General features: G+C 71.3%; 24 protein-coding genes. 9 read left to right on the forward strand and 15 right to left on the reverse strand.

Going from position 1 to position 23,181, the window contains the following annotated elements:
* Positions 1-411 precede the first annotated feature (411 nt).
* Together ACZ6S8_RS29920 and ACZ6S8_RS29925 are read left to right on the forward strand one after the other, a co-directional pair.
* Positions 412-579 carry a hypothetical protein gene (locus ACZ6S8_RS29920; RefSeq protein WP_469460536.1) on the forward strand — a complete coding sequence of 56 codons (168 nt, stop codon included), beginning with the start codon at positions 412-414 and terminating at the stop codon, positions 577-579.
* A gap of 119 nt (positions 580-698) precedes the next feature.
* On the forward strand, positions 699-1,259 hold the full coding sequence (locus ACZ6S8_RS29925; protein ID WP_469460537.1) for a DUF6228 family protein: 561 nt from the start codon (positions 699-701) through the stop codon (positions 1,257-1,259).
* A gap of 244 nt (positions 1,260-1,503) precedes the next feature.
* Here the strand turns inward: ACZ6S8_RS29925 and ACZ6S8_RS29930 are convergent, their stop codons facing one another.
* The 6 genes from ACZ6S8_RS29930 to ACZ6S8_RS29955 all read right to left on the reverse strand — a co-directional run bounded on the left by ACZ6S8_RS29930 (position 1,504) and on the right by ACZ6S8_RS29955 (position 8,595).
* The gene (locus ACZ6S8_RS29930; RefSeq protein WP_469460538.1) at positions 1,504-1,860 is read right to left on the reverse strand and encodes a transposase; all 357 of its coding nucleotides are present in this window, start codon (positions 1,858-1,860) and stop codon (positions 1,504-1,506) included.
* 147 nt (positions 1,861-2,007) lie between these two features.
* Entirely contained in the window at positions 2,008-2,175 is a 168-nt protein-coding gene (locus tag ACZ6S8_RS29935; RefSeq protein WP_469460539.1) for a hypothetical protein, read from the reverse strand.
* 8 nt (positions 2,176-2,183) lie between these two features.
* Positions 2,184-5,414, reverse strand: a complete 3,231-nt coding sequence (locus ACZ6S8_RS29940) for an amidohydrolase family protein (RefSeq protein ID WP_469460540.1) — start codon at positions 5,412-5,414, stop codon at positions 2,184-2,186.
* A gap of 6 nt (positions 5,415-5,420) precedes the next feature.
* The gene (locus ACZ6S8_RS29945; protein WP_469460541.1) at positions 5,421-6,680 is read right to left on the reverse strand and encodes an MFS transporter; all 1,260 of its coding nucleotides are present in this window, start codon (positions 6,678-6,680) and stop codon (positions 5,421-5,423) included.
* The gene (locus ACZ6S8_RS29950) at positions 6,677-7,954 is read right to left on the reverse strand and encodes an ATP-grasp domain-containing protein (protein ID WP_469460542.1); all 1,278 of its coding nucleotides are present in this window, start codon (positions 7,952-7,954) and stop codon (positions 6,677-6,679) included. The genes ACZ6S8_RS29945 and ACZ6S8_RS29950 overlap by 4 nt, the downstream gene beginning before the upstream one ends.
* Before the next feature lie 131 nt (positions 7,955-8,085).
* A complete protein-coding gene (locus tag ACZ6S8_RS29955; protein WP_469460543.1) occupies positions 8,086-8,595 on the reverse strand; it encodes a hypothetical protein in 510 nt (169 codons plus the stop codon).
* A 125-nt stretch (positions 8,596-8,720) separates the two neighbouring features.
* Between ACZ6S8_RS29955 and pdxR the strand changes: the two genes are divergently transcribed.
* Positions 8,721-10,109 carry a MocR-like pyridoxine biosynthesis transcription factor PdxR gene (pdxR, locus tag ACZ6S8_RS29960; RefSeq protein ID WP_469460544.1) on the forward strand — a complete coding sequence of 463 codons (1,389 nt, stop codon included), beginning with the start codon at positions 8,721-8,723 and terminating at the stop codon, positions 10,107-10,109.
* A 45-nt stretch (positions 10,110-10,154) separates the two neighbouring features.
* On the opposite strand, the gene ACZ6S8_RS29965 is transcribed toward pdxR, so the two are convergent.
* From ACZ6S8_RS29965 to ACZ6S8_RS29975, 3 genes are read right to left on the reverse strand one after another with little or no spacing between them, the layout of a single operon-like run.
* Positions 10,155-11,519: a hypothetical protein gene (locus tag ACZ6S8_RS29965; RefSeq protein WP_469460545.1), complete on the reverse strand. Its 1,365-nt coding sequence runs from the start codon at positions 11,517-11,519 to the stop codon at positions 10,155-10,157.
* Positions 11,520-11,578: 59 nt separating this feature from the next.
* Positions 11,579-12,259, reverse strand: a complete 681-nt coding sequence (locus ACZ6S8_RS29970) for a hypothetical protein (RefSeq protein ID WP_469460546.1) — start codon at positions 12,257-12,259, stop codon at positions 11,579-11,581.
* The gene (locus ACZ6S8_RS29975) at positions 12,256-12,906 is read right to left on the reverse strand and encodes a phenylalanine--tRNA ligase beta subunit-related protein (RefSeq protein WP_469460547.1); all 651 of its coding nucleotides are present in this window, start codon (positions 12,904-12,906) and stop codon (positions 12,256-12,258) included. Before ACZ6S8_RS29975 ends, ACZ6S8_RS29970 begins: the two co-directional genes overlap by 4 nt.
* Before the next feature lie 347 nt (positions 12,907-13,253).
* On the opposite strand from ACZ6S8_RS29975, the gene ACZ6S8_RS29980 reads away from it, so the two are divergent.
* The 3 genes from ACZ6S8_RS29980 (at position 13,254) to ACZ6S8_RS29990 (ending at position 14,956) form a co-directional block, all read left to right on the forward strand.
* Positions 13,254-13,853 carry a Ku protein gene (locus tag ACZ6S8_RS29980; protein ID WP_469460548.1) on the forward strand — a complete coding sequence of 200 codons (600 nt, stop codon included), beginning with the start codon at positions 13,254-13,256 and terminating at the stop codon, positions 13,851-13,853.
* A gap of 9 nt (positions 13,854-13,862) precedes the next feature.
* Positions 13,863-14,432, forward strand: coding sequence for a hypothetical protein (locus tag ACZ6S8_RS29985; RefSeq protein WP_469460549.1), 570 nt, complete (start codon positions 13,863-13,865; stop codon positions 14,430-14,432).
* A 125-nt stretch (positions 14,433-14,557) separates the two neighbouring features.
* Entirely contained in the window at positions 14,558-14,956 is a 399-nt protein-coding gene (locus ACZ6S8_RS29990; RefSeq protein WP_469460550.1) for a hypothetical protein, read from the forward strand.
* On the opposite strand, the gene ACZ6S8_RS29995 is transcribed toward ACZ6S8_RS29990, so the two are convergent.
* The 4 genes from ACZ6S8_RS29995 to ACZ6S8_RS30010 form a co-directional block, all read right to left on the reverse strand.
* A complete protein-coding gene (locus tag ACZ6S8_RS29995) occupies positions 14,938-15,393 on the reverse strand; it encodes a hypothetical protein (protein ID WP_469460551.1) in 456 nt (151 codons plus the stop codon). The genes ACZ6S8_RS29990 and ACZ6S8_RS29995 overlap by 19 nt on opposite strands.
* 212 nt (positions 15,394-15,605) lie before the next feature.
* The gene (locus ACZ6S8_RS30000) at positions 15,606-16,823 is read right to left on the reverse strand and encodes a hypothetical protein (RefSeq protein WP_469460552.1); all 1,218 of its coding nucleotides are present in this window, start codon (positions 16,821-16,823) and stop codon (positions 15,606-15,608) included.
* A gap of 871 nt (positions 16,824-17,694) precedes the next feature.
* A complete protein-coding gene (locus ACZ6S8_RS30005; RefSeq protein WP_469460553.1) occupies positions 17,695-18,045 on the reverse strand; it encodes a helix-turn-helix domain-containing protein in 351 nt (116 codons plus the stop codon).
* Between the two features lie 13 nt (positions 18,046-18,058).
* On the reverse strand, positions 18,059-19,156 hold the full coding sequence (locus ACZ6S8_RS30010; protein WP_469460554.1) for a tyrosine-type recombinase/integrase: 1,098 nt from the start codon (positions 19,154-19,156) through the stop codon (positions 18,059-18,061).
* A gap of 161 nt (positions 19,157-19,317) precedes the next feature.
* On the opposite strand from ACZ6S8_RS30010, the gene ACZ6S8_RS30015 reads away from it, so the two are divergent.
* Both ACZ6S8_RS30015 and ACZ6S8_RS30020 read left to right on the forward strand, forming a co-directional pair.
* Complete coding sequence (locus ACZ6S8_RS30015) at positions 19,318-19,482, forward strand: hypothetical protein (protein ID WP_469460555.1); 165 nt, start codon at positions 19,318-19,320, stop codon at positions 19,480-19,482.
* Positions 19,483-19,991: 509 nt separating this feature from the next.
* Positions 19,992-20,471: a ricin-type beta-trefoil lectin domain protein gene (locus tag ACZ6S8_RS30020; protein WP_469460556.1), complete on the forward strand. Its 480-nt coding sequence runs from the start codon at positions 19,992-19,994 to the stop codon at positions 20,469-20,471.
* 319 nt (positions 20,472-20,790) lie between these two features.
* Here the strand turns inward: ACZ6S8_RS30020 and ACZ6S8_RS30025 are convergent, their stop codons facing one another.
* Positions 20,791-21,060: a hypothetical protein gene (locus ACZ6S8_RS30025; RefSeq protein WP_469460557.1), complete on the reverse strand. Its 270-nt coding sequence runs from the start codon at positions 21,058-21,060 to the stop codon at positions 20,791-20,793.
* Positions 21,061-21,524: 464 nt separating this feature from the next.
* Positions 21,525-22,004: a hypothetical protein gene (locus tag ACZ6S8_RS30030; RefSeq protein WP_469460558.1), complete on the reverse strand. Its 480-nt coding sequence runs from the start codon at positions 22,002-22,004 to the stop codon at positions 21,525-21,527.
* Positions 22,005-22,473: 469 nt separating this feature from the next.
* Here ACZ6S8_RS30030 and ACZ6S8_RS30035 point away from each other — a divergent pair, with 469 nt between their 5' ends.
* Complete coding sequence (locus tag ACZ6S8_RS30035; protein WP_469460559.1) at positions 22,474-23,160, forward strand: response regulator; 687 nt, start codon at positions 22,474-22,476, stop codon at positions 23,158-23,160.
* The last annotated feature ends 21 nt before the right edge of the window (positions 23,161-23,181 follow it).

Below are 23,181 nucleotides of genomic sequence, written 5' to 3' on the forward strand. Positions count from 1 at the left end.
CGTTTGCCGCCGAGGGCACAGGGCCGAACGCGGAGTAGAACAAACCGACTCGGCCGAACCGATCTACCGCCCACCAGTGAAACTGAAGTCCCCAACGAGGATGCGCAAAAGTCATGGGATAGGCGTATTCGAGGCGTCTTAATCCCTTCTGTGCCACCGGGTCTGACCTACGGCGAAGTCTGGCGTCCATTCCGTTCCGATCCGGTCGTACCCAGCTCCGTTCGTGCTTGCGCGTCGCTCGATGAGACGGCGGAAGTCCGTCAAGACGGACCGCTCCACGGGGGAACCCTTGCCGCGGACGCTCAGGCTGCCGCCTGGGCCCGCTCTGCGGTGTGCCGGTGCGGGCGCACCCCGACCCCGGCCGACCGGGGTCGTCCCGTACGGGCTGACCCCGACCCGAGGAAGCTGCCGATGACCTACCCGCCCCAGCCCGAACTGCTCGCGGAAGCCCTCGGGGAAGCCGCCCAGACCGCCGCGACGGCCTACCGGCCGGCCATGACCCGCATCGGCATGTCGGTGCATGGCTTCTCGGCACTCCTGCCAGGGCAGGTACTGGGATGGCCTGAAATTCTTGGGTGAACTCCCAAGTCGATTGCGATGAGCGGCCGTGCGTGACCATCCGCTGCCAGGACAACATGTCCGTTGGAGTCAGCTTCCGTGACCGGCGCAGCTCCGACGGCTAATGCGTGCACTAGTCGGTGGAGATTCAGGCTGCAGGGTTGAGCGCGTGCCTCGACGAGGCTGTGGCTTGGACCGGGAACAACAAGGACCTCGCGCCGTTCCTGGAGAAGCTCGCCGGAGACTTCACTGGTGGGGATGGCGAGCAGTGTTGGGAGACCGGCGACCACGACCTCGCCGTATCAGCAGCCTTCCGACCGGATGGACACGTCGACTTGACCTTGACGCTGCGCCCTTGGCGGAAGGCCGCAGGCGGCTGGAGTGCTTCGGTGACGACACAGCTGGAAGCCGGCGAGCAGATGGCGTCCTTTGCCGCCGGCATCCGTCACTTCCTCGAATGCCAGGCCGCTGACTGGGTGGCAGGATCGTCACACGGGTACCGGCCCGGGATGGACGGGCAGGCGGGCACGTGTCGTTGCTCTCAACGCCGGGGCGGCTGGGCGTCACGCCGTTGGGCCGTTCAGGTGCTCAGGCGGCTGCTGGTGCCGTCCTGGTCGCTGATGCTGTCGTCGTTGAACCAGCAGTCCCGGGCGGCTAGGCAGCGAAATGAGTGGGTGCTCGCGGCGGCAGAGCGACCGTGACGGCCCGCTTTCCGTCCTCGGGCCCGGTGAGGGTGTGGACGCCGGGCTGCCAATCGTTGAAGTCGCCGATTGCTGACCGGCCGGCCAGGGCATCGGGGCCCCTGACCCCAGTACGGGTGGTCGCCGATCCGGTACGAGAGCCGGAACAGCTCCGCCCGCGGCTCGACCGCCTCCGCGCCCGGCTGCCGGGCGAGCCGGTTGTAGAGCCGGCTTCAGGCCTGTTGGAGGGCGAGCAGGCCCTGAGCTACGAGAGTGGCCGGCCCTCAACCACGTCGCCCGCGCACCTGCTGCGTTCTGTGCATCGCAGTTGTCTGTCGGGGCCAACCAGTAGCTCCTTGACGACCTTGCTGCGATGGACCGGGTGCCGGTCGACGATGACATGAACCTTCCGGCGGGCCCGAGCGGCGAGGCGGTTCAGGAACGCACAGAACACCTTCGCGGTGAACTTGCCGGGGAAGACGATGAAGCACAGCGAGCCCCGCGAAGCGATCGCAGACATGATGTTGACCCTGAAGCGTCGGCCGTTGACCCGCACCAGCGGGTGTGCCCGGCCTGGGCCCAGGAGCGCCCGGGGGCGGGGGTGTCGGAGCGCAGGCCGCACTGATCAGCCCCAGCCAGGCCCGCACCTGTACGTCCTGCTGCCGGTAGGAGCGGCGGGCGTGACGCTGCGGCGTGAAGCCATGCCGGCGCAGCGTCCGCGACCTCCGGGGCCGGCCCCGCAGACCCGGCCCGGCCCGGGCGGCCGCAATCACCCGCTCCGCGCGGTCGGGGGCGCGTACGGCCCGTCCGTCGGCGTTGGCCGCCGCCGTCCGCACCAGCCGCGGGCGCCGGGCGAGGAGGTCGACCAGATCCCCGAGTCGAGCGCGTCGATCAGGGAGCGGATCTCGATCAGGTTCCGGGGCCCGGTGCTCGGCATGGGCGCCGTCATTTCACGCGGTGGTCCTCGCAGCAGCCGTCCTTGACCATTTGCTCGGTGACCGCCGCCCAGCCGCCCGGAGGCGCCGCAGGGGCGGCCGCCCGGCTCGCCCGCGGACCGCCGAAGGCCCCTTCCAGCGCGGCCCGTTCGTGCAGGACCCCGCCCCGAACGACACCGACCGTACGGATGAGGGAGGCGAAGTCCTCGAAGGGGTCACCGTCGACCAGCGTGAGGTCCGCCAGCTTCCCCCGCTCGACCGTGCCCAGGTGCCGGTCCGCCCCGAAGACCCGGGCGGGCGACAGGGTGGCCGTGGTCAGCACCTCGGCCGGCGAGAGCCCGTACCGGTGCAGGGCCCGCATGGCCATGTGCAGGTGCAGCCCGACCGGGGACAGCGGCGCGTCGGTGCCCAGCACCAGCCGGCCGCCTCCGCGCGCCACCCGCCGGTAGGCGTCGACCTCGCGTTCCAGTACGGCCAGTTCACCGTCCGTCGGCGGCCGGGAGGCCAGCCCCTGCACGACGGAGACGTCCCAGGGCGGCATCATCGCCGTCACCCGCGGGTCCTGCGCCACCTCCGGGTGCGCGCCGATCAGCGCCATCGCGGTGAACGGGGTGGCGATCAGGTCGAAGCGGCCTCGGTTGTAGATCTCCAGGGTGTCCTGGTGGGTGTGGCCCTCGGCGCTCGCGCCGTGCCCGTACTCGGCGCGGTCGGTCGACAACAGGTGCGTGGTGAGGTCCATCCCGGACTGGATCCCGGCGGCGCACAGGTGCGTACCGCTCAGCACGCCCAGCCGCTCGTGCGCGTGGCGGGCGGCAGCGGCCATCTGCCGGTAGGGGGCGCGCACGTACGTCTTGACGAAGTCCCAGTCCAGCGCGTCCGCGCGGGCCAGGGAGCGGGCGAAGCCCTCGTCGGTGCGGTGCGCGCGGCCCATGCTGTAGCCCACGCGCGAGCCGTCGAGCAGTTCCCCCGTGGCCAGCAGCCGGGGCGCCGCCAGCAGGCCCGCGGCTATGTCTTCGCGCAGCCGGGCCTGTTCGTAGGCGAAGCCTCCGAGGGAGACAGCCGTGGTGATGCCGTACGCGAGCTGGAGGGCGCCCTGGCGGGCGCCGTAGGTGTACTGCCAGGGGTGCACGTGCGAGTCCCACAGGCCGGGCAGGACCGTACGCGCGGAGGCGTCCACGGTACGGACGGCGGCGCGGCCCGGACGGTGCGGTTCGACGGCGGTGATCCGGCCGCCGCTGATGAGCACGTCCACGTCGGCGCGCGGCGCGGATCCGGTGCCGTCCCACAGCAGCCCGGCGTGCACCACCGTGTCGACAGGGGTGGGACGCCTGTAAGTCAGCGACACCGGCACGGTGCGCGGGGCTCCGGCCGGAGCGCCCGCGGCGTCGACGCCGAGCAGCCGCAGCCGGCCGCTGGACTGGTAGAGCAGCGTCCGGGAGTCCCCCGACCAGGACGGGTGGTCGGCCGGCTCCTCCGTCAGGAGGCGGGCCTCGCCCGCAGGGGCGCCGTCGGGGCCCACCGGAAGCAGCCACAGCGCGGACTCGCTGACGCAGGCCATCGCCCGCCCGTCCGGGGACCAGACGGGCCCCGAGGCGTACCGGTCGGACAGGGACACGTGCGGGGCCAGGCCGTACAGGCGGGCCGCGCCGGTGTGCGTGTCGACGACACGGATGAGGTTGTGGCCTTCGCGGAAGCGGAAGTTGAGCCGGTTGCGGTCGCAGAGGGCGAGGTAGCGGCCGTCGGGCGACCAGCTCGGCCGGCCCGGGAGCCCGCCGCCGCCCAGCGGGGTGGCCAGCACCCGCTCGGCACCGGTCGAAAGCTCCCGCACCAGCAGGTTGCCCGCCATGTCCAGGCAGGCCAGCCGGGTCCCATCCGGCGAGGGCACCCCGTGGACACGGCCGCCGGGGGCGAGGACGCTCTCCGCCCCTCCGTCGAGCTCGCGGCGGCGCACCGCGCCCAGCCCGTCCCGGTCGTCGGTCCAGATCAGCGCGCGGCCGTCAGGGGACCACACCGGGCCCTGGACGTAGGCGGTGGGCGGGCTCTGCAGAATCTTGCGCGGGGAGCCGCCGGAGACGCCCACCACCCACAGGGCGTTCAGCGCGGCGAAGGCGATGCCGCGCCCGTCCGGGGACAGGCTCGGCTGGTGGATGCCGCGCACCGGGCGGGAGGTCTCGGCCTCCAGCGCGTACTCCTTGACCGTGTAGCGGGGCCGGCGGACCCGGAGGGTTGCGTCGAGGGCGATCTCGTGCCCCCGGTCGTCGCGGTGCGGGCGGATCACCCGAAAGCGGCCGCCGACGGTCAGCAGCAGTTGCTCGTCGTCGATCCAGCGCGGCGGGGCGGGCGCGAGTTCGGCGTCCAGCGCCACCTGACGGCCGTCCACGAACAGGGCGATCGCCTCGGTCTTCGGTGGCCCGGGTGTGCTCCGCAGCCACACGGTGCGCCCCGCCGGGGAGACGGCGGGAGCCAGCAGGTTGCCCTCGGCGGCGGTGTGTTCGACGCGCGCCGCGCTCCCGTCGGCCGCGGCGGACACGAGCGTACGGGCCGTCAGCACGGGAGCGGTCCAGCCCGCGCGGACGAACAGCAGCCGGGAGCCGTCGGCGGTCCAGGCCGGGTCGAAGTCCTCCCACTGGTGGTCCTGTCCGGGCCCGTCCCGGCCGGGAAGGCCGGTCACCTGCGTCAGGGCGCCGTCGCGCACGGACACGGTCCAGATGCGGTACGGGGCGCCGGTGACGGGGTCGCCGCCGCGCTCGGAGCAGAAGGCGAGGGTGCGGCCGTCCGGGGACCAGGCGGGCGCCCGGTCGTCCCAGGGGCCGTCGGTGAGCCTGCGCAGACCGGAACCGTCCGCCCGCATCAGCCAGATGTGGAAAGCTCCGTCCCGGTAGGCGCTCATGGCGACCTGCCGGCCGTCGGGCGAGAAGACCGGCCGGTTCGGCTCCAGGTCCGGCGGAGTCAGCGCGGTGGCGGCCGAGCCGTCCCGGGGCACCGCCCACAGGACGCCCTGCACCTCGGCGACGACCCGGTCCCCGCCGGCGGTCGCGGTAGCGGCGCCGTTGGTGGCGTCCGTGAAGCGCAGGGACACGTGCTCGCCGGCCTCCGCGGTGGCCGGGGCCGGCGGTACGGGATCGGGCGACGGCGCCTCGGCCCGGGCGGGTGGGGCGGCGAACCCGTCGAGGAGCAGTCCTCCGGTCAGGGCCGTTCCTGAGGACGCCGTGAGGAAACTTCTGCGGGGAACCGGTGACACGTTCTCTCAACTCTCCTTGTCCGAGGGGGATGTACGGCCCGGCGAGGCCGGCATCCCGAAGTGGGCGGCGAGCGCCGCGAGCACCGCGACGGCCCCGCACAGCAGCCAGACGGCGTCGCCCATCAAGGCCCACGCGGCGACCCCGGCGGCGGGACCCACGGCGGAGCCGACGCCGAACATCGCCTGCGAGGCGCCGAGGTACTGGCTGCGGTTCTCCGGCGCCGCGGCCAGCGCGGGGTAGGCGGTCATCGTCGGGGAGCCGATGATCTCGCCGACGGACCACACCACGGTGGCGAGCACCAGTCCGGCGAGGCCCAGCGGCAGGGCGTAGGCGGTCAGGCCCGCGCCGACGGCCAGGATCCCGGCGATACTCGTCACTCGGGCCGGCCAGCGCTGTACCTGCCGGGTGACCAGCAGCTCGCAGAGGATGACGATGGCCCCGTTGACCGCGACGAGCACGCCGTAGACGAAGATGTCGAAGCCGTGGGCGCGCACGGCGAGCGGCAGCGTCGACAGGTATTGGGTGTAGACGGCGGAGAAGCCCAGGATGGCCAGCAGGAACAGGACGAAACCCCGGTCGCGCAGCACGGCCCGGTATCCGGTGGTGCCGGTACCCCGCGGCCGCGCCGACGGGGCGGCCGTAGAGCGCGGGGGCCGGTCGCGCGGGAGCAGCCGCTGCGCGAGCACGGCGACGCCCAGGGCCGCTGCCGCCTCCGCCCAGAAGAGCAGGGCGTACGAGTGGGTGACGAGCAGCGCCCCGATCAGCGGGGCGGCGGTGGTGCCGACGTTGGTGGCGAGCCGGTACATGGCGAAGACCATCACGCGGCGCTGCTCGCTGGTCAGGCGGCTGACCAGCTCCGCGGAGGCGGGCCGGTAGACCTGGCTCGCCGCGCCGGTGCCCGCGGCGAGCAGCAGCAGTACCGGGTAGGAGTGGGCGTACAGCAGGGCTGCGGTGAGGACGGCGTTGACGGTCATCGAGGAGACGATCGAGGCCCGGACGCCGATCCGGGCGACGAGCCAGCCGCCCAGGAGGATCCCGGCGACCGCGCCGGCGCCGTGTGCGGCGAGGGCGAAGCCCGCCCGCACCACGGGGAAGCCGCCCGCCACCATGTAGAGCACCAGGAACACCTGGAGGAAGCCGCCCAGGCGGTTCACCATGATCCCGGCGATCACCGCCTTGACGGGCAGGGGGGCTTCGCGCCAGGTGCGCGCGATGCCCACCGCTTCCATCCCGGCGGCGTTGCGCGTGCCCTCGTCCACGCTCATCGCGCTGCGGTGACCGGGGCAGCCGCTTCGAGGCGTACGGCGTCCTCGGCCGCGTTCAGGGCCGCCCGGCAGCCGTTCGCCGTGTCGGCGGCGGCCACCAGCATGGCGTAGCGGCCGGTGTGCGAGGCGGGCGGGAGTTCCAGGACGTGACCGGGCCGGGCGACGACCCGGGCGATCTCGATGGCGGCGGGGAGCCGGTCCCGGTCGATGGTGACCCGGCCCACGACGGTCTCCACCTCGGGGTAGAGGAAGCGGACGGCGGCTGCGCCGTGCCGGGCGGCGCCCTGTTCGGGCTGCTTGCCCAGGGCCAGGGAGGCGGCGGCGAGGCCGGCGTTCCATCCGGTGGCCAGCAGACCCAGGTAGGAGATGAAGTCGCCGCCGCTGCGCGCGTTGACCTCGACCAGAGCCGGGCCGCCTGCGGTGAGGCGCCACTCCGAGTGTGTCCAGCCGCGGGTGATGCCGACGGCGGCGTGCACGGTGGTCAGCGCCCGCAGCAGTTCGGGGTTGGCGAGCAGCGGGTCGGCGGCGTCGACGCCGTGGCCCACCTCTTCGAAGTTGGGCGGTGGGCTCAGCTCCTTGCGGGCCACGAAGAGCGGGGTGACCTCACCGTCCCAGATCAGGGCGTCGACGCTGATCTCGGGGCCGTCGAGGTACTCCTCCACGAGGACGGGCTGCTCGAAGCGCTCGCGTACCTCGACCATGGTGGTCCCGCGGATGCCGGGGAAGATCGCGGCGAGTTCCTCGGGCGTGCGGGCCATCCGGGTGCCCGTGCTGCCGACCAGCGCGCGTGGCTTGACCACGACGGGGTAGCCCGTCCGAGCGGCCGCCGCGTACGCCTCGTCCAGCGTGGACACGGCGGTGGAGCGGGCCTGGGGGCCGCCGGCCGCGGCCACCGCGAGACGGGTCAGGTGCTTGTCGCGACAGGTCAGTACCGCCTCAGGGGTGAGCCCGGGCAGACCGAGGGCTCGGGCCACCCGGGCAGCCGGCAGGATGCGCGTCTCGTCCCAGCACAGGATCGCGTCCGCGCCGACGGGACCGGCGTGGCGGGTCATGCCCTCGGCGTCCAGGGTGTCGACCAGGGTGTGCCCGGTGATGAACGGGGCCTCCCAGCCGGGCTCCCGGTCGGAGAACAGCCAGATCCGGTGCTCCTGCGCCACGGATTCCAGCAGGTGGCCGCGGGTCTCCTGGTCCATGGGGCTGATCAGGATCAGCAGCGGACGGACGTCGGGGCCGGGGGCGTCCGACGAGGGCGGGAACGGCGACGGGGAAGGCATCGGGGCACCTTTCGGTTCGGTTCGGGGACGGCTGCGTGCCGCGGGCCGTGCGACGGTCGGCCGTCGCGGCGCACGCGGAGCGCAGAGCAAGCGGAGGAACGGCTACGGGTTCGGGAACGGGGGTCGCAGGGTCAGGGCACGAACGTGGCCGAGACCTCGGCCCGGCGCCCGGTCAGGGTGGTGGCCGCGCCGGAGCCGACGGTCTCGGCGGCCCGTTCCGGCCGACCCCCGATCCACTCGGTGCAGGGGAGACCGGCCACCCGTGGGTCCCGTGCGGCGGCCTGCGCGGCCCGGTTGCCGTGCTTGACGACGCGCGCCCCGGCCGCGGCGGCCACGACTGCGGCCACGGTGGAGATGTCGACCGTACGGGCACGGTCGCCGCCGGTGCCGGCCACGTCGACGGTGGGGCCGCACGTCCAGGGGGCACGGCGTGGGCGCGCCTCGCGTCCACGAAGCCGCGCACCTCGGCGGTCTCCCTTGCCCCGCAACGCGACGAGCAGCGAAGGCAGTTGGTCGGAAGTCGCCCCGCCGGTCATCACCTGTTCCCCGGCCCAGGAGGTTTCGGCCACCGGCAGGTCCCGCCCGTCCAGCAGGGAACGGAGCAGGTCCGGCCAGGTCGTCGTCAGTTCGCGGGCTGTCACAAGAACACAGTCTGCGAATCCGGGTAACAGCACACCAGACCAGTTGAACGGCTCGGAACCGGACCAATCGCAATCCACCTGTAAGTTCGCGGCTGACGCAACACACGCTTGAGCAGGGGGATTCCATGACGTGGCACGTGGTACTAGAGGTCCGTCGTGACGGACCCGAGCCACTGGGAGCCCAGATCGCGGACCAGCTGCGCCGCCAGGTGGAACAGGGCCGGCTGGCGCCCCATTCCCGGCTGCCGTCCAGTCGTCAACTCGCCCAGGACCTCCAGGTGTCCCGGAGCGTGGTGGTGGAGGCGTACGAGAAGCTCACCGGGGAGGGGCTGCTGGAGTCGGTGCGCGGGTCGGGGACGCGGGTGGCGGCCCATGCCGACAACCGGATCAGGAAGCCGGTGGTTCTGGTGGACCGGGCGGTGCCCCCGGCCCGGTTCAACCTGCTGCCGGGTACGCCGAACGCGGCGACCTTCCCGCACCGCGAGTGGACCAGTTCCTACCAGCGGGCGGTGGAGTCGGCCCGCTATCAGGGGCTCGGCTATCCGCCGCTGCTCGGTGTCGACCAGCTGCGCACGGAACTGATCTCCTACCTCGGCCGGGTGCGCGGTGTGCTGGGGCACCCCGACAACACCATGGTGACGGGCGGGTTCGCGCACGGTCTGGGGCTGATCTGCGCGGCCCTGGTCGAACTGGGCGTGGACCGGCTGGCGGTCGAGGACCCCAGCCACGACCGGCAGCGCCAGTTCATCGAGGAGAACGGCATCCGGACGGTGGCGGTGCCGGTGGGGGCGGAGGGCGTGGAGATCGAACCGCTCTATGCCAGCGGGGTGCGGGCCGTGCTGGTCACGCCCTCGCACCAGTTCCCCCTGGGCATCCCCATGTCCCAGCAGCGCAAGCAGGAGCTGGTGCGCTGGGCGCAGGACACCGGCGGCTGGATCATCGAGGACGACTACGACGGCGGGCTGTGGCTGGACCACCGAGGCCGCCACCTCGCGATGCAGCCCGTGAGCCCCGAGCGGGTCATCTACGCCGGTACGGCGAGCAAGCTCCTCGCGCCCGGTCTGCGGCTGGGGTGGCTGGTGCTGCCGCCCGAGCTGACGCGGCTGATGGAGATGGTCCGGGTCCGGCGAGACCTGGGCGGCGACGGACTGATGCAGCTGGCGTTCGCGGACTTCCTGCGCAGCGGCCTGCTCGACGGTCACCTGCGCAAGATGCGGACGCGCTACCGGGCGCAGCACGGGGCCCTGATGCAGGCCGTGGAGCGGTACCTGCCGTCCGCGACGCTGGTGGGTCCGGTCGCCGGGCTGCACGTGTTCGCGACGCTGCCGGAGAGCGCGGACGAGGAGCGGCTGGTGGCCCGGGCGCTGCGGCGGTCCGTCCTGGTCAAGGGCAGCCGGGTGTTCTACGACCGGCCGGGTACCGCCCTGCCCGGTCTGGTCCTCGGGTACACGGCCCTGGGGCGGTCGAGCATCTCGGAGGCGGTCCGGCGCATCGGGGAGGCGTACGAGGAGTGATCCCGCACGATACGCCTCCCCGGCCGAACGGTGTTTCCCTTACGTTCAGTTGAAGGGGGACAATGCGGAGCGGGCCCGGATCCAGGGGTCGAGCACGGCCGTCCCCGCCGTGCGGTGCTGCGGCAGCAGCGTGCGGTCGTCGGCGTCGAACAGCCGGTCCTGGTAGAAACCGCGCAGGTACGGGGCGCCGGAGGTGCCGCCCGAGCCGGTGGCCTCCGGTGAGAGGTAGCGCAACGCCACCCCGTAGTGGACCTTCCGCCAGGCGAAGAGTTCCTGGTCGAGGCGGTAGGCCGCGTCCAGTACCCGCTGTCCGGACTCCTCGTCGGGCACCCAGCGCAGCAGGTCCCGCAACGGCTCGAAGTCCGGGTTCTGGTGCATCAGTACGTAGGAGTTCTCGGTAGCCTCGCCGAGTGCCTCGACCTTCTCGGGGTGTACCCCGAGCAGGTGGATGTGGAGCAGCTGGGTGGGAAAGGCCTGAACGGCGCTGGCGTCGCCGGTGGCCTCCCGGAAGCCGTGGAAGTGCTCGACGGGCATGGTCCTGCGCATCACGAGCAGCGCCTCGGTCTGCGCGGCGGCCATGGTCGCCGCGCGGTCCAGGCACTCGGTGGCGTACTCCCACTGCCCGGCACGCAGCCATTCGGCGGCGGACATCACCCGGGCGAGCACGCCCCAGGTGGTGGCCTCGACGAGGTGGATCACCCGCAGGAAGGTGACCTCGTCGTGCTGGGTGGTTTGCGGGAGGACGGCCAGGTGCTCCAGGATGTCGGCGCGGCCGTGCGGGAGCAGATAATCCTGCCAGTGGCGGGGCGGTTCGGCGGAGGCGGGCCGCAGCGCGGGAGCGCGGCCGGCGGTCAGCGAGACCAGCGAGCCGAGCCGTGCAATGCGCTCCGTGAGCTGCGCGGCGCTGGGCAGTGCGTCCTGGGCCCACTTCTCGGTGCCTTCGACGGTGCGCTGTTCGTACGCCCGCCAGCCCGCGGCGGTGGCGCGGATCGCCTGCCAGCAGGCCCGCTCGACGGCGCCGTCGGGGGCGTGGGAGCGGGTGCCGAGGACGTGGTTGAGAAAACGGACGTTGCCGTAGGGCTGGTAGCGCTTGCCGCGCCGGTCCAGGGGGCCGCCGCCGCGGGCGGCGACCTCCTGGGGGCTCTCGCCGCCGGGGAGAGCCAGTTTCCATTCCGCCTGGAAGACGAGCTCGGCGAAGCGGAGCACGGCCCGCTCCTGGCGGGTGAGCCGGTCGCGGTCCAGGGCGAGAAGGACGACGATGTCCTCGTAGGCCTCGGCCATCCAGGCGCGCAGTTCGGGGTCGAGGCGGTCGCGGCCCTCGGCGCGGGCGTGGCGGACGTAGTCGGCCAGGTCGAAATCCAGTACGGCGCGTAAGGTCGTCGTAGTGGTGGCGGTGGTCGTGGTGCGCATCTCGGTTCCCCCCGGATCGCTGGTGACGCTTCAAACGGTGTGGTCGGTGGTGCGCCCGGTCATTCGTCGGCGAGGGCCGCCGAGAAGGGCAGGGCGTCCCCGCCGCCCCGCAGGTGGTCCAGCGCGTCGAAGACCTCCAACCGGCTCTCGGCCTCGGCCGCCAGGGCCCGCGCCGAGTCGGCGAAATGGTCCTCCAGCGCGGCCCAGCCCGGGGCCGCGGGCCCCTCCGGCCCCCCGGCCGTGACCATGCTTCCCGGCACCCGGGTCACCAGGGGGAGCGCCAGGGCGTCCTCGCCGAGCCGGCTGTTGACGTACGCGGCCGCGGAACGTGCCGCGTCCATGTCCCGCTGCGGGTAGGGGCCGACCACGTCGGTCGCTCCGAGCAGCACCAGCTCCGCCGCCCGGAGCGAGTCGAACTCCGCGTCCAGGGGCAGCGCGTCGATGCGCCCTGCCAGTAAGGACAGCGTGGGGACGTCCGCGGGCCGGTAGAAGTGGATGGCCTGCAGGGTGCACCCGGCGGCCGTGAACTCGGCGACGGTGGCGCTCTGCCGGGCGGCGTCGCCCGGTACGCGCACGTAGACCCCGCCGACGTACTGGCGCTGCCAGCGGGCCGCGGCCTGCTGGAGGCGGGCCGGTCCGGCGCCGTCCGGGCCGGCGGATATGAGGATGCGGCGCTGGTGGCGGCTGGGCAGCGGGTCCTGGGAGAGCCGCTCGCAGTCGGCCGCGCTGAAACCGGTCACAGGAGCACCTCCAGTACCTCGGGCTCGGAGCCGGCCGCCGTGAGGAGTTCACGCAGCACGCCCACCCCCGCGTCGAACGCCTCGACGGGCAGCCCGGGGGCGTCGTACACCGTGAAGACCAGGTGCCGGGAGTTCTTGGTGACGCTGGTGCGGCGGTCGGGGCCTTGGAGCACCGAGGCCACGATCGCCGTCGCGTCCCGTACCACGGGCTCGTCGCGGACACAGGTGACGGTGGAGCGGAACCCGGTGAAGGACTCGCCCTCGCGCGCCCAGTCGAAGCGCAGTCCGCCGTCGATGGCGTCCGCGTCCTGGGCCCCCATGAGTACGCCGGTGGTCAGCTCCGCGTACAGCAGCGTGTCGATGGTCGGCATGATCGAGGGCAGGCCCTTGCTCCGGGCCGCGGCGATTTGGCCGGGCAGCGGACAGGTGTGGCCCTGGGCCTCGAACCACCGGGCGTAGACCCGCGCCACCTCGGCCGCGCGCGCGAACACGTCCTCGACGTCGGGCCGTCGCGCCAGTTGCAGACGCCGCTCGTCGAGCAGCGCGCCGAGGGCAGCGGGGTCGACCGCTGCCGCGACGGCGCAGAAGCGGGTCGTTTCAGCCGATCCGGACGGCCTACGGCCCGCGCTCAGTGCTGGCGCTTTCAAAAGGTTCTCCCGATTCACTTGCCGCGCGTACTTCGCGTGATCATTCCAACAGCCTGACGGAGTCCACCCAAGGCCACTCCGGGCGCCGTGGTCCGTACCAGTCTTGGTATGTGGACGTATCCGACCACCGGTTCCGTGCGTGCGTACCCGCACGACACGTTCGTTGCGGTCGTCCCACGGCAGGACGGACTCTCCGCTGACGTCCGCGCGGCGCCGCAGCAGCAGGATCACGTCGCGCATCCGAGGCACCATCCGCTCCCGCCTCCAGTCCCTCGGTGTCCGTCAGGGCCGGCTCCCGGGAGGAGGACCGATGACCGCGATCCAGCGCCTTCGACCAGGGCCGCCCGGTGACGATCGACGGGCTGGTCACCATTCCGATCAAGGTCTACCCCGCTACCGAGTCGCACGCGGTGTCCTTCTGGCAGACCCACCTCGCCGACGGCGGCCTGATCAGTAACCGAAAGGTCTGCGAGCTCGACGGCCGCAAGCTGCGGCAGGACGAGATCGGCCGCGGTTACGAGACCGCGACGGGCACGCTCGTGGAGATCACCGACGCCGACCTCGACAACATGCCGCTGCCGACCGCGAAGGCCATCGAGATCGTCGCGTCCGTCCCGGCCGACAGCATCGACCCGATCCAGATCGGCGCCTCCGGCTACCTCGCCGCCGCCGCCGACGCCGTCGGCGCCAAGCCGTACGAGCTGCCGCGCCAGGCCCTGCAGCGCAGCAGCAAGCTCGCCGTCGCCAAGTTCGCGATGCGCGACCGCGAGCGCCTGAGCCTCCTGCGCGTCATGGACAAGGTTGTCGGTAGCTTCGGATATTCGAGTGTGCGGAATAGGGCTGCAATCCGGCTCTGCTGCGCTTCACACCCGGCTGGCTGGGAAGCTTCGTGCTGCCTCGGTGAGCGAGGGGATCGCGGCCGGCTCGGCCATCGCACCTCGCGGTAGCCTCTCGCCATGAGTCATGGGGAGGGCGAGGGCGCGCTGGTTCTGGAGGCGCAGGAGATGTTCGCCGCAGGGCAGAGCGACGAGGAGGTCTTCGCCGAGCTGGCCGCGAGGACCGGCAACTGGGGTGGCTGTGTGTTGGCCGTGTGCTTGGCCCTGGGTGTGCCCCGGACTGACGCCGAGGTCCGGCTCCGCGAGGTCGAGCCACTCTTCTCAGACTTCGCGGTGGGTGAGGAGGAGGACCTCGCCTTCCTTCTCAGGTTTGGGCACGTCTTCATCGTGGACCGAGTACTTGAGGAACACGAGGAGCGCATCCGCGACCTCTTGGGAACCGCCGCTGGTGCCCGCGGAGGCTATCCCGGCGGCCTGCTCGCGTGGTTTCGCAGCGGGGAGCTCACGAAGATCTTCCTCTACTTCGCCAAAACCCGTTTCCGGGACGGGCGCGGCTCACCACCCGATTTTTGGGCCGCCATGACCGTGGCGGGTGAACTCCTGGCCAGCCAGGACCGCCCGGACCACGAAGAGGTGACTGCAGGGCTGGAACGATGCCGCACGCAGGCTGCGGCCATCAGCTCGAAGTAGCATCGTCATCGACGGACATCCCCCGCTGGGTAGGCGGTCCTGATGGCTCCCCACGGCCCAACAGCCCCGCGCAGGCCACGCCGAATCCTGTAGCAACGCCCGCGTTCGCTCCCTACAGTCGCTGCATGGCCACCGAGGACGAGAACCCAAGTCAGCCCGATATCACCGCGATGCTCAAAGACCAGACCGGTGCCTGCGAGGCGGCACGCGACGCCATCGCCGCGGGCGGCGAGGTAATGCTCTACAACGGACAGCCGCCACAGTGGATGGTCCTCGGCATCGCTGCGACAAGGCTGAAACGGTCGTTGAAGATCGGCCTGACGACCCTCGGCCTTGACGAGACCGTTGAGATCCTCGGAGCTCTGCACCGCGACGAGCACCTGCGTACCGGCAACATCAGCGCAGCAGACCGGTCTTGGTTCTTCACCCTGTACTTCGACGCCACCGGGACCGAGCTCTTGGCGTGCAGCGGCGTCAAGAATGAGCGTCCCTCGCGGGGAGACGGTCAGAAGCTCCAGCTGTAGAGGCCGCCACCCGTATTTGCCGCAGACGCTGCGAGGCGGGCAACGCCCTGCAAGACCGCAAGGAGATCATCGTCGGTCATATCGTCGCCGTCCTCAGATCGGAGCCGCGCAATCCAGCGGCCTGCGAGCTCGTCGAGTTCGGCGGAACTGGCTTTGCCGAGCGCTCGGGTCAGCCGCTTCGGCAGAGCGAACACCTCAACGCCATCGTTCAAGGGGGCGGTGACCCACTCCGGCCATGGCCGCCACGCATAGAGCTGCTCAAGCGGCGGGGCCTCGGTTGAAGGCGCCTCGAAGTACATGTCCCACTCGGCGATGGCACTGTCTGGCTCAATAAATCGGCAGGTCACGGTCTCACAGTCCCCGCCCGGTACCCGCAGGCGCGTCGAGGCGGCCGTCTCGTCGTCAGGGGCGAGGAAGAACACTATGTCGTGGGCCATTCGAGCATGATGGCAGCGCGCGGCAGACGGGGTGCTGGGCAATCGATCTCAGTCGTCTGATCTGCGGGCAGGACCTTCAGGAAGAGGAGAACCACCCGGCTTGTCGCGCCGAACCGCATGGCTACCCCGCCAAGATCATCCAACTGCCCCTTGGGCTCACCATGGACCCCGACGAGGACCCGGCCGGCGCATGGGTCCGGTGCGGCGCCTCATCAGCGTTGAGCCAAGTCAGCTGCGTAGTGGATGCGGCTGGCTGCGGCCTCGGCGGTCCAGTGTTCGGCTGAGGTGATGCTCAGGCCGAGGAGTCGGCTGATGACAGCGGCGGGAAGCTCTGCGGCGAGTTCCATCAGGGTGGTGTTGCGGGCGGGGCGGGCCCGGATGCCGAGTTGGTTCAGGCGTTGGACCAACGGCTGAACGGTGATGGGCTCGCCTGCCGTTTGGCCAGGGATGAGCCAGCGGTGGTCGTCGGTACGGCCGAGAACACCGCGGCCGTGGCGCTGGGCAGCGAGGCCTAGGACGAGGTGGTCGAGAGGGGTGGGCAGGACGGTAGGTTCGGGACCGAGCGCGAGGGTGACATGCTCGCCAGTGCATGCGAGCTGGTCGAGGCGGAGGCGGGCGATACGGCTAACGGGCTGCCCGTACAGCAGCACGAGCAGGCCGGTCACCCGGGTGAGCGGTTCGAGGTTGTCGTCTTGGATAAGTCGGCGGACCAGGCGCCATCTGCGGTCGTGCCCGAGAACGGACACCTGGGTGTTGCCGCGTGCGCGGGGGATGGCCACGCGGTGGGCCAAGCGGTGGGCGACCGCCCAGGACAGGAAAGTACTGGCGGTGTAGCGCAGGTAGTGGCGGCCGCTGAGCCAAGCGTCGATGTCGTGCTGGGAGCAGGCGGTGAGGCTGGTGCCCTGGTCACGAAGCCACACTGTCAACGCGGCGCCGGCCTGGATGTCACGGCGTACGCCGATGGCCTGGTAACCCGACGTAGTGGCTGGCAGGGAGATCCGGCGCAGCCGCTTGAAGTGGTGCCAGGTGGCGAAAGAGCGAACCGCGTGCCGGTCCTCAGGATCAGGAAGGTTCCCAAGGGCGCGGGGGAGCCAACGCTCCAGGGCGGCCAGGCGTTCGTCGCGGGGCGGGAGCACGCCGTCGACCACGAGGGCGGCGCGCAGCTGGCGTACAGCTCTCGCGGGAGCCAGGCCGTCGAGGAGAACATGGGTGAGCGGGCCTTCGGCCTGGGCCAAGGCGGGCAGCACGGCTTGCGGGCCGGGTCGCTCCTCCAGCCAGCGCAGGACAGACCGGGGCTCGGCCCGATGCAAACTGCGGGCGACCGCCCGTAGGCCGGGGGCGACGGTGCCATCAGGGCCGGCCAGGAGCCGGTCCAGGAGCGCAACGAGTGCGCACGGGGGACACAGGCCGTGGCGGTGCAGCCGGGTCACGACCTTGCAGCCGACGCACGGCTGACGGGCGATCGGATGGGCGGCGTAGCAGGAGCGGCACAGAGGCGCGCCGTCCGGCGTGCGCCCACCGACGCGGCGCTTCCACCCGCATTGTGAACACGCCAGCCGCTGGCGCCCGCAGTTTGCGCACAGCGGCCGGCCGTCCTGCCTGCGGACCTCAACGCGTCGTTCCAGGCCACAGCCCGCGCACACGACCGCACGTCGCTGGAGGTTGTTGCACGACCCGCACTGCGGGCTGGGGGTCTTGGCGTACAGGCAGGGCCGGGTACGGCCGCATGTCGAGCAGACCGCGGGCGGGAGGCGATAGCAGCGGGCACAGAGTCCGGCCCCATCGATGCGCCGCACGATCCACGCCGTGCGGCCGCAGCCCGTGCACGCAGAGTGGTTGGCAGGGTCCGCACGAACGCACGGCAGACACAGGGCGGCGCCACAGGAGTCCCGCCCGCCTACCGGCCGGATCTTCCCGCACCGTCCGCAGGGTTCCGTCCGGCCCCTCACATAGCAGGACCGGCATACCCGCACACCGCCCAGCGGGGAGGCGACCCCCTCCTTCCCACACAGGCCGCACACCGGGCGGACCACCACCTGAGCACCGCGGGCCAAGAGAGCGTCGATGAAGCGAACCATCCGGGCCGAGCCCCGGGCACCGGCACCCGTCAGCAGGACAGGATCCGTGCGCAGGGCCCGGGCGATTTCCCGCCGGCCGGCCAAGCTCGGGGCAACCGCACCCAGGGCCTCGGTGACAACGGCCGGGTCCAGCCCCGGCTCGACAGCCAGCACTGCCTCGATGATGGCCACCGACGCAACGGCGGCGCTCTGGGACAGCCCCTCTTCGGTGGACACTGCAGGCCTACTCAGGCAGGATCCGCGCCCGGCGCGGGCGCAGCGCACCCAGCCCCTGATCGGCCGTACCGCCAGTTCCTGGAGAGGGCCTTGCCTCGCCCGCGGTGCGACGACGGACCGCCGACGCCGCGACGGGCTCGATCAGCTCATCCATCGAGCAGCCCAGAATGTCGAGCAGAGCCATCAGCGTGTTCAGGTTCAGCCTCTCCGGCTTCTCCGCGACCAGCCGGTACACCTGGCTCGACGACAGATCGATCCCCCGCTCCGAGAGCAGCGGCGCCAGGTCGGTAGTCGAGAACATGCCCCGCAGGGCCATGACCTCCCTCAGCCGCCACCGGTAGTCCAGCTTCGCGCTCATCGGTCCCGCCCTTTCATTGCCCGGCCAAGGTCCGGTCCAGGATCTTGCGCATCATCGTGTTCATGAAGTCCCCGCTCACCCCGGTGTAGATCGCGGTCGTCGAAGCGTAGAGGTGCCCCACCTGTTCCTGGACGAACTTCGGATCCGCTCCGTCCTCGATCAGATGCGTCACGTAGGAATGACGCAGGCAGTGCGGGGTCAAGTCCTCGGCCAGACCGATCGCGCGCCGGTACTCAGCGAACCGGTCCTCGATCTCCCGCGGCTGCAGCCGGCCCCCACGCTCGGTCAACCACAGGTCCGGACCGTCCGCCGCCCGGTAGCGGGGGCGCAGGTTGACCAGATAGTCCTCGGCCGCCTCCACCGCCCACGGCATCACGCTCAGCACCATCCGCCGCCGCGGCGGCGAGCCCTTCGTCCGCTTCCCCCACCGCACGTGCAGCGACCCGAAACGGCCCAGCTCCGGTGCCTTCGGGTTCCGGTACCAGTCCGCGACTTCCAGCCTCGCGGCCTCACTGCACCGCAGCCCCCACCCGTAGATCACCTTGAACACCGTCGAGTCCCGGTACGCGGCCAACGCTCCCTTGCGCCCGCGTCGTACCGCACGCTCCACCTGCTCGTCGGCGTAGTCGAAAAGTGCCTGGCACTCTGCCCTCGTCAAGGGCCGACGACCTGGGCCGCCCTCGTACTCAGCCAAGTGCGCCACGGTGTTCCACTCGTGGCAGATCTGCACCGGATGCGTCCCGAACCGCTCCTCGCACACCGCTGGCCACTGGTAGTACGGCGAGGTGATGTAGTCGCAGAACAACCGCATCGCCCCTTGATAGGACCGGATCGTCGACGGCGCGGTACGGCCCGCCGACACAAGGTCGGCCATCCACTCGTCGAGGTGACTGGCCGACCAGGTCCACGGATGCTCGTTCGTCCGTGCCACGAACCGGCGCACGACCGACGCCCGGGCCTCGACCGTCCTCCTCTGCAAGCCGCGTCCGCCAACCTGCTGGGCACCCCAACCCGACAGCATGGCCTCGAACACAGCCTCCTTGGGATGCAGCAGGGCCACGCCCTCCACCAGCGCCATCCGGGACGCGCCCGGTACTGAGATCCGCTCCACCAATCCACCTCTCCAGACGCGTGAATCATGCAGTAAATGCATGATCATCGGCAAAGGGGCAGGTCGACGAGTCGAGATCGCCGGGTAGCGTCTGCGACAAGACCTTCAGCCACCAGGCCCTCGACCCAACGCCGTCCTGCATCGGATGCAATTGCCCGGGGTTGATCGTCCTGCACGGCCTGCGCTGGCCGGACGAGATCCGCGCCACCGACCAGGTCCCCGTCCCCGACGCCGCCCTCGCCCTCGCCGAAACCCTGTCCGGGCTCGACATGAGCGAGCTGCGCGACGAGTACCGGGCCGCCCCGGAGCAGGTCATCGCCGCGTAGGCCGGCGGCGAGAGCCCCGCGGCCGCCGAGGTCGTGGTCAGCCTCGGCGCGCGTGCAGGCGGCGAGCATCCGCAGGCAGGGGGTGTCGAGTCCGGCGACGAGCGCATCACAGGCGGCATTCACGACATCGCTTGCGCGGATTTCCCCATGCTCCAGAGAGCGGCGCGCCCTTCCCGCGCCGACCAGCTGGGAGACCTGTATCGGCGATCCGGTCGGCCGTACCGCGCGACACCTCACCATGCGAGCCCACCAGTCCCGCCCGGCGTGCAGAGGTACGTACTGATCCGGTGTCGGCCGTGGCCCGGCAGGCGGAGCACGGCCCGACCGCCCTCTCGGGCCTCTGTCGGGTCATCACATATCGCGGCTCATTGGAATGAAGATGCCGCGCAGAAACCGTTGGCCAACTCTTGGCTGCTGCTACCAATTGCCCTGCGCTCGAAGCGGGATGGAAATCCCACTCGCCGCCGGGCGCTCATCCCACTTCTCCACCAGGAACGGATTTCGCCCTCATGGCAATCACCCTCCGCAAGACGCTCGCCCTCACCACACTGGCGCTGACCGCTTCCTTCCTGCCGGCCACCGGGGCACAGGCAACCAGTGCTGCAGCCCCGACGCTGAAGGCTCCCGGCCTCTACTGCCTCGCCAACGCCTGGAACACTCCGAACATCTCCACCAAGCCCTGCGACACCAAGGACCAAGGCCAGCACTGGACCCTCTCGGGCCACCAGATCTCCCTGACCAACGCCCCGGCCTACTGCCTCGCCAACACCTGGAACGCCTCGGACGTCTCGGTGAAGCCGTGCAACCCGAAGGACCAGGGACAGTACTGGAACGTCTCGGGCCAGCAGATCACCCTCGCCTACGCCCCGGCCTACTGCTTCGCCAACGCCTGGAACACCCCGAACGTGTCGACCAAGCCGTGCGACACCAAGGACCCGGGCCAGCGCTGGGTGATCTTCAAGGATCAGATCAGCCTCGCCGCCGCCTGACCTGAGCCCCCATCGAACGCCTGAACGGGTTCATGGGGTCCCGGTGTCGAGACCAGCTGTCGGGAGTGCTCGTGTCCCGACAGCCGGCAGCCGCCGAGGTTCCGGTAAGAAGACCCCGTGAAGACGAAGATGGCCTTGTGCATCGCTACGACGGCTTTCACCGCGGTGCTCGCGACGCCGCCGGCGGCTACGGCGCCTGCCGCACCGCATCAGGGTGGCCTGCATTTCGGTGCGCGGTAGTTCGATACCACCGCGCTGGCCCCTTCATCGCCCGTAACGGGAACGAGGGTACCCGGAGCCCCTCCGGCGGGACCCGGGGTCACTGCAGGCCGGAGAGCTTGAACACGGTACGGGCGGTTTCACCGTCGATGCGCGCCGCCAACTGGCGCAGCGCCGTGGCGCCGCACAGCAGAGTGCCCCGCCGGATCGAGATGCGGGTGTCCTCGTCGAAGCGGCGCCACATGGCGGGATTCCTGAACAGGACGGTCGGGTCGATCTCGACCACGTTGCCCTTCGTGTCGCGCAGGATCATGCGCTGGGCCACGCCGTCGGACCACCTGATCGAGACGAGGCTGTCGGTACGGACCATGTGCCCCGTCAGGAGGCCGCGGGCGCTCAGTACGCCGGGACCCGTTGTAACCCGTAGCGGCAGCAGGATCACGAAGACGAGGACCGCCAGGCCGGTCCAGAGGGCGCGTCGTGTCGAGCGTGCCGAAGCCCGCGTCCACGGCGAGGAGGGCCGTGTACAGGAGACACGTCACGCCGATCGCCGTGCGCCGATCGCCGGCCCAGTGGATGTCGTCCGAGCGGGGTCCTGGAGGCTCTGCGACGGCGGCCCGTGCGCCGCTGACGGATCGCGTGAATCGTCGTCCCATGGGGAGACGGTAGGGCGGGTGCCGGCCTGCGGATCGGCCTCTGACGCGACGCTGATGCGGCGGCTACGGCATGGTGATGGGAACGTCTCGCGGGCCGCTCACGTGCGTACAGCCGTAGTGTCGCCCGCGCGTGCCGTGACGTGTGCGCGTCCGGTGACGTGGTGCACGTATGCGCGGGTCAGGCGGAAGCCGGCCGTCCAGGCCCCCCGCCAGGGCCGCCCCAGCCGGCGTGTGTCCAGGCGTTCTCGGGGTGGAGTGCGGCCAGCGCCGGAGCGTCTTCGTGGGTCAGGCGTCGGACCGTGATGCCGCGCGGTGCCCGGGGGAGGGGCGCCGGGACCCGGTGGACGTACAGCATCCGCTCCCAGGGCACGATCCGGTCGAAGGCGGAGGCGAGGGACGGCCCGAACCATGCGGGGGCTTCGACGTACCGGTCGGCGAACCGCGCCAGCGCATCCGGTGCGAGGAGGCTCGGCTCGCCGCGCAGCAGGACATGGTGCGCGCAGCTGACGGCGAGCACGCGGGGCCGGTCGGGCCGGTCGGCCCACCACTGCTCGTGGCCGGTGGCCAGCACGTGCTCGGCCAGGCTGCCGGGGCCGGGCGAGCCGGCGGGGAACCAGCGGTTCAGGGCCGGCAGCTGCTGCGGGGCGATTTCGAACATGGGGCCTCTCCGGGCTGTGCCCCGGACGTCCGGGCGGAGGAAAGCAGGGCACCGGTGCCTGCGAACGGTGGCGCCCCGCGCCTGCCGGGACGGCGGTGGGCACGGGGCGGGAGCGGCCGCCCGTCGTACGGGCGGGGACGGGCGGCCGCGGATCGGAGGGCGCTTCAGCGCACCGTCGGGTGAGCAGCGCGCGGGGCCGGGCGCACAGTATGAGGTGGCCGGTCGTGATGGCGCTGACCGTTGTTCACCTCGTCCATACAACGGGGTGGCGAGCCCGCACTCAACGAGGTCGGAGCGTCCTTGACACAGCTCTTACACGGGCCGGCCCCGCTCCCGTAGGGAGGCCGTCAAGGTCACGTCCGTGGGCGTATGGACGTCGTCAACGCCCGTCGGCACGGGAGGAAACGGCTGTTTGCTCGAGTGAGCCGTCCCGTCTCCGCAGGACGCACGACAGGAAGGCGGCACGCCGATGACCCGGGTGCTGGTGGTCGATGACGAACCGCAGCTCGCTCGGCTGATGGTCATGAACCTGGAGGCACGCAAGTACGAGGTGAAGTCCGCGCAGGACGGGGGTGAGGCCCTGGACGCCGTTGCAGCCTGCCGGCCGGACGCGGTCCTGCTGGACCTCGGGCTGCCCGACATGGACGGGATCCAGGTGATCAAGAACCTGCGGGGGTGGTCGCAGGTACCCGTACTGGTCGTCTCCGCCCGCCACGGTTCGAGCGACAAGATCCAGGCCCTCGACGCCGGCGCCGACGACTACATCACCAAGCCCTTCAGCATGGACGAACTGCTTGCCCGGCTGGCGGCCGTGGTCCGCCGTACGCCCGACCGCAGCGCGACCGCCTCGGACGAAGCGGTGGTGGAGACCGAGGAGTTCACCGTCGACCTGCCGGCGAGGAAGGTCAGGCGGAAAGGGAAGAACGTCAGACTCACACCGACGGAATGGCACCTGCTGGAGGTCCTGATCCGCAACCGCGGCCGGATGGTCAGCCAGCGCAGGCTCCTCCAGGAGGTATGGGGTTCCTCGTACGGGACGCAGACCAACTACCTGCGGGTGTACATGGCGCACCTGCGGCGGAAGCTGGAAGCGGACCCGTCGCACCCGCGTCACCTGATCACCGCTCCCGGTATGGGGTACCGCTTCGAGGTGTGAGCGGTACCGGAGTATGTGGAG

The sequence above is a fragment of the Streptomyces sp. NPDC048461 genome (genome assembly GCF_055587105.1).

What these genes read in the sequence shown, in the direction of transcription:
- ACZ6S8_RS29920 (WP_469460536.1), top strand. Translation starts at nt 412, where the DNA reads ATGACCTACCCGCCCCAGCCCGAACTGCTCGCGGAAGCCCTCGGGGAA.
- ACZ6S8_RS29935 (WP_469460539.1), bottom strand. Translation starts at nt 2,175, where the DNA reads ATGCCGAGCACCGGGCCCCGGAACCTGATCGAGATCCGCTCCCTGATC.
- ACZ6S8_RS29945 (WP_469460541.1), bottom strand. Translation starts at nt 6,680, where the DNA reads ATGAGCGTGGACGAGGGCACGCGCAACGCCGCCGGGATGGAAGCGGTG.
- ACZ6S8_RS29950 (WP_469460542.1), bottom strand. Translation starts at nt 7,954, where the DNA reads ATGCCTTCCCCGTCGCCGTTCCCGCCCTCGTCGGACGCCCCCGGCCCC.
- pdxR (WP_469460544.1), top strand. Translation starts at nt 8,721, where the DNA reads ATGACGTGGCACGTGGTACTAGAGGTCCGTCGTGACGGACCCGAGCCA.
- ACZ6S8_RS29965 (WP_469460545.1), bottom strand. Translation starts at nt 11,519, where the DNA reads ATGCGCACCACGACCACCGCCACCACTACGACGACCTTACGCGCCGTA.
- ACZ6S8_RS29985 (WP_469460549.1), top strand. Translation starts at nt 13,863, where the DNA reads ATGAGTCATGGGGAGGGCGAGGGCGCGCTGGTTCTGGAGGCGCAGGAG.
- ACZ6S8_RS29990 (WP_469460550.1), top strand. Translation starts at nt 14,558, where the DNA reads ATGGCCACCGAGGACGAGAACCCAAGTCAGCCCGATATCACCGCGATG.
- ACZ6S8_RS29995 (WP_469460551.1), bottom strand. Translation starts at nt 15,393, where the DNA reads ATGGCCCACGACATAGTGTTCTTCCTCGCCCCTGACGACGAGACGGCC.
- ACZ6S8_RS30005 (WP_469460553.1), bottom strand. Translation starts at nt 18,045, where the DNA reads ATGAGCGCGAAGCTGGACTACCGGTGGCGGCTGAGGGAGGTCATGGCC.
- ACZ6S8_RS30020 (WP_469460556.1), top strand. Translation starts at nt 19,992, where the DNA reads ATGGCAATCACCCTCCGCAAGACGCTCGCCCTCACCACACTGGCGCTG.
- ACZ6S8_RS30025 (WP_469460557.1), bottom strand. Translation starts at nt 21,060, where the DNA reads ATGGTCCGTACCGACAGCCTCGTCTCGATCAGGTGGTCCGACGGCGTG.
- ACZ6S8_RS30030 (WP_469460558.1), bottom strand. Translation starts at nt 22,004, where the DNA reads ATGTTCGAAATCGCCCCGCAGCAGCTGCCGGCCCTGAACCGCTGGTTC.
- ACZ6S8_RS30035 (WP_469460559.1), top strand. Translation starts at nt 22,474, where the DNA reads ATGACCCGGGTGCTGGTGGTCGATGACGAACCGCAGCTCGCTCGGCTG.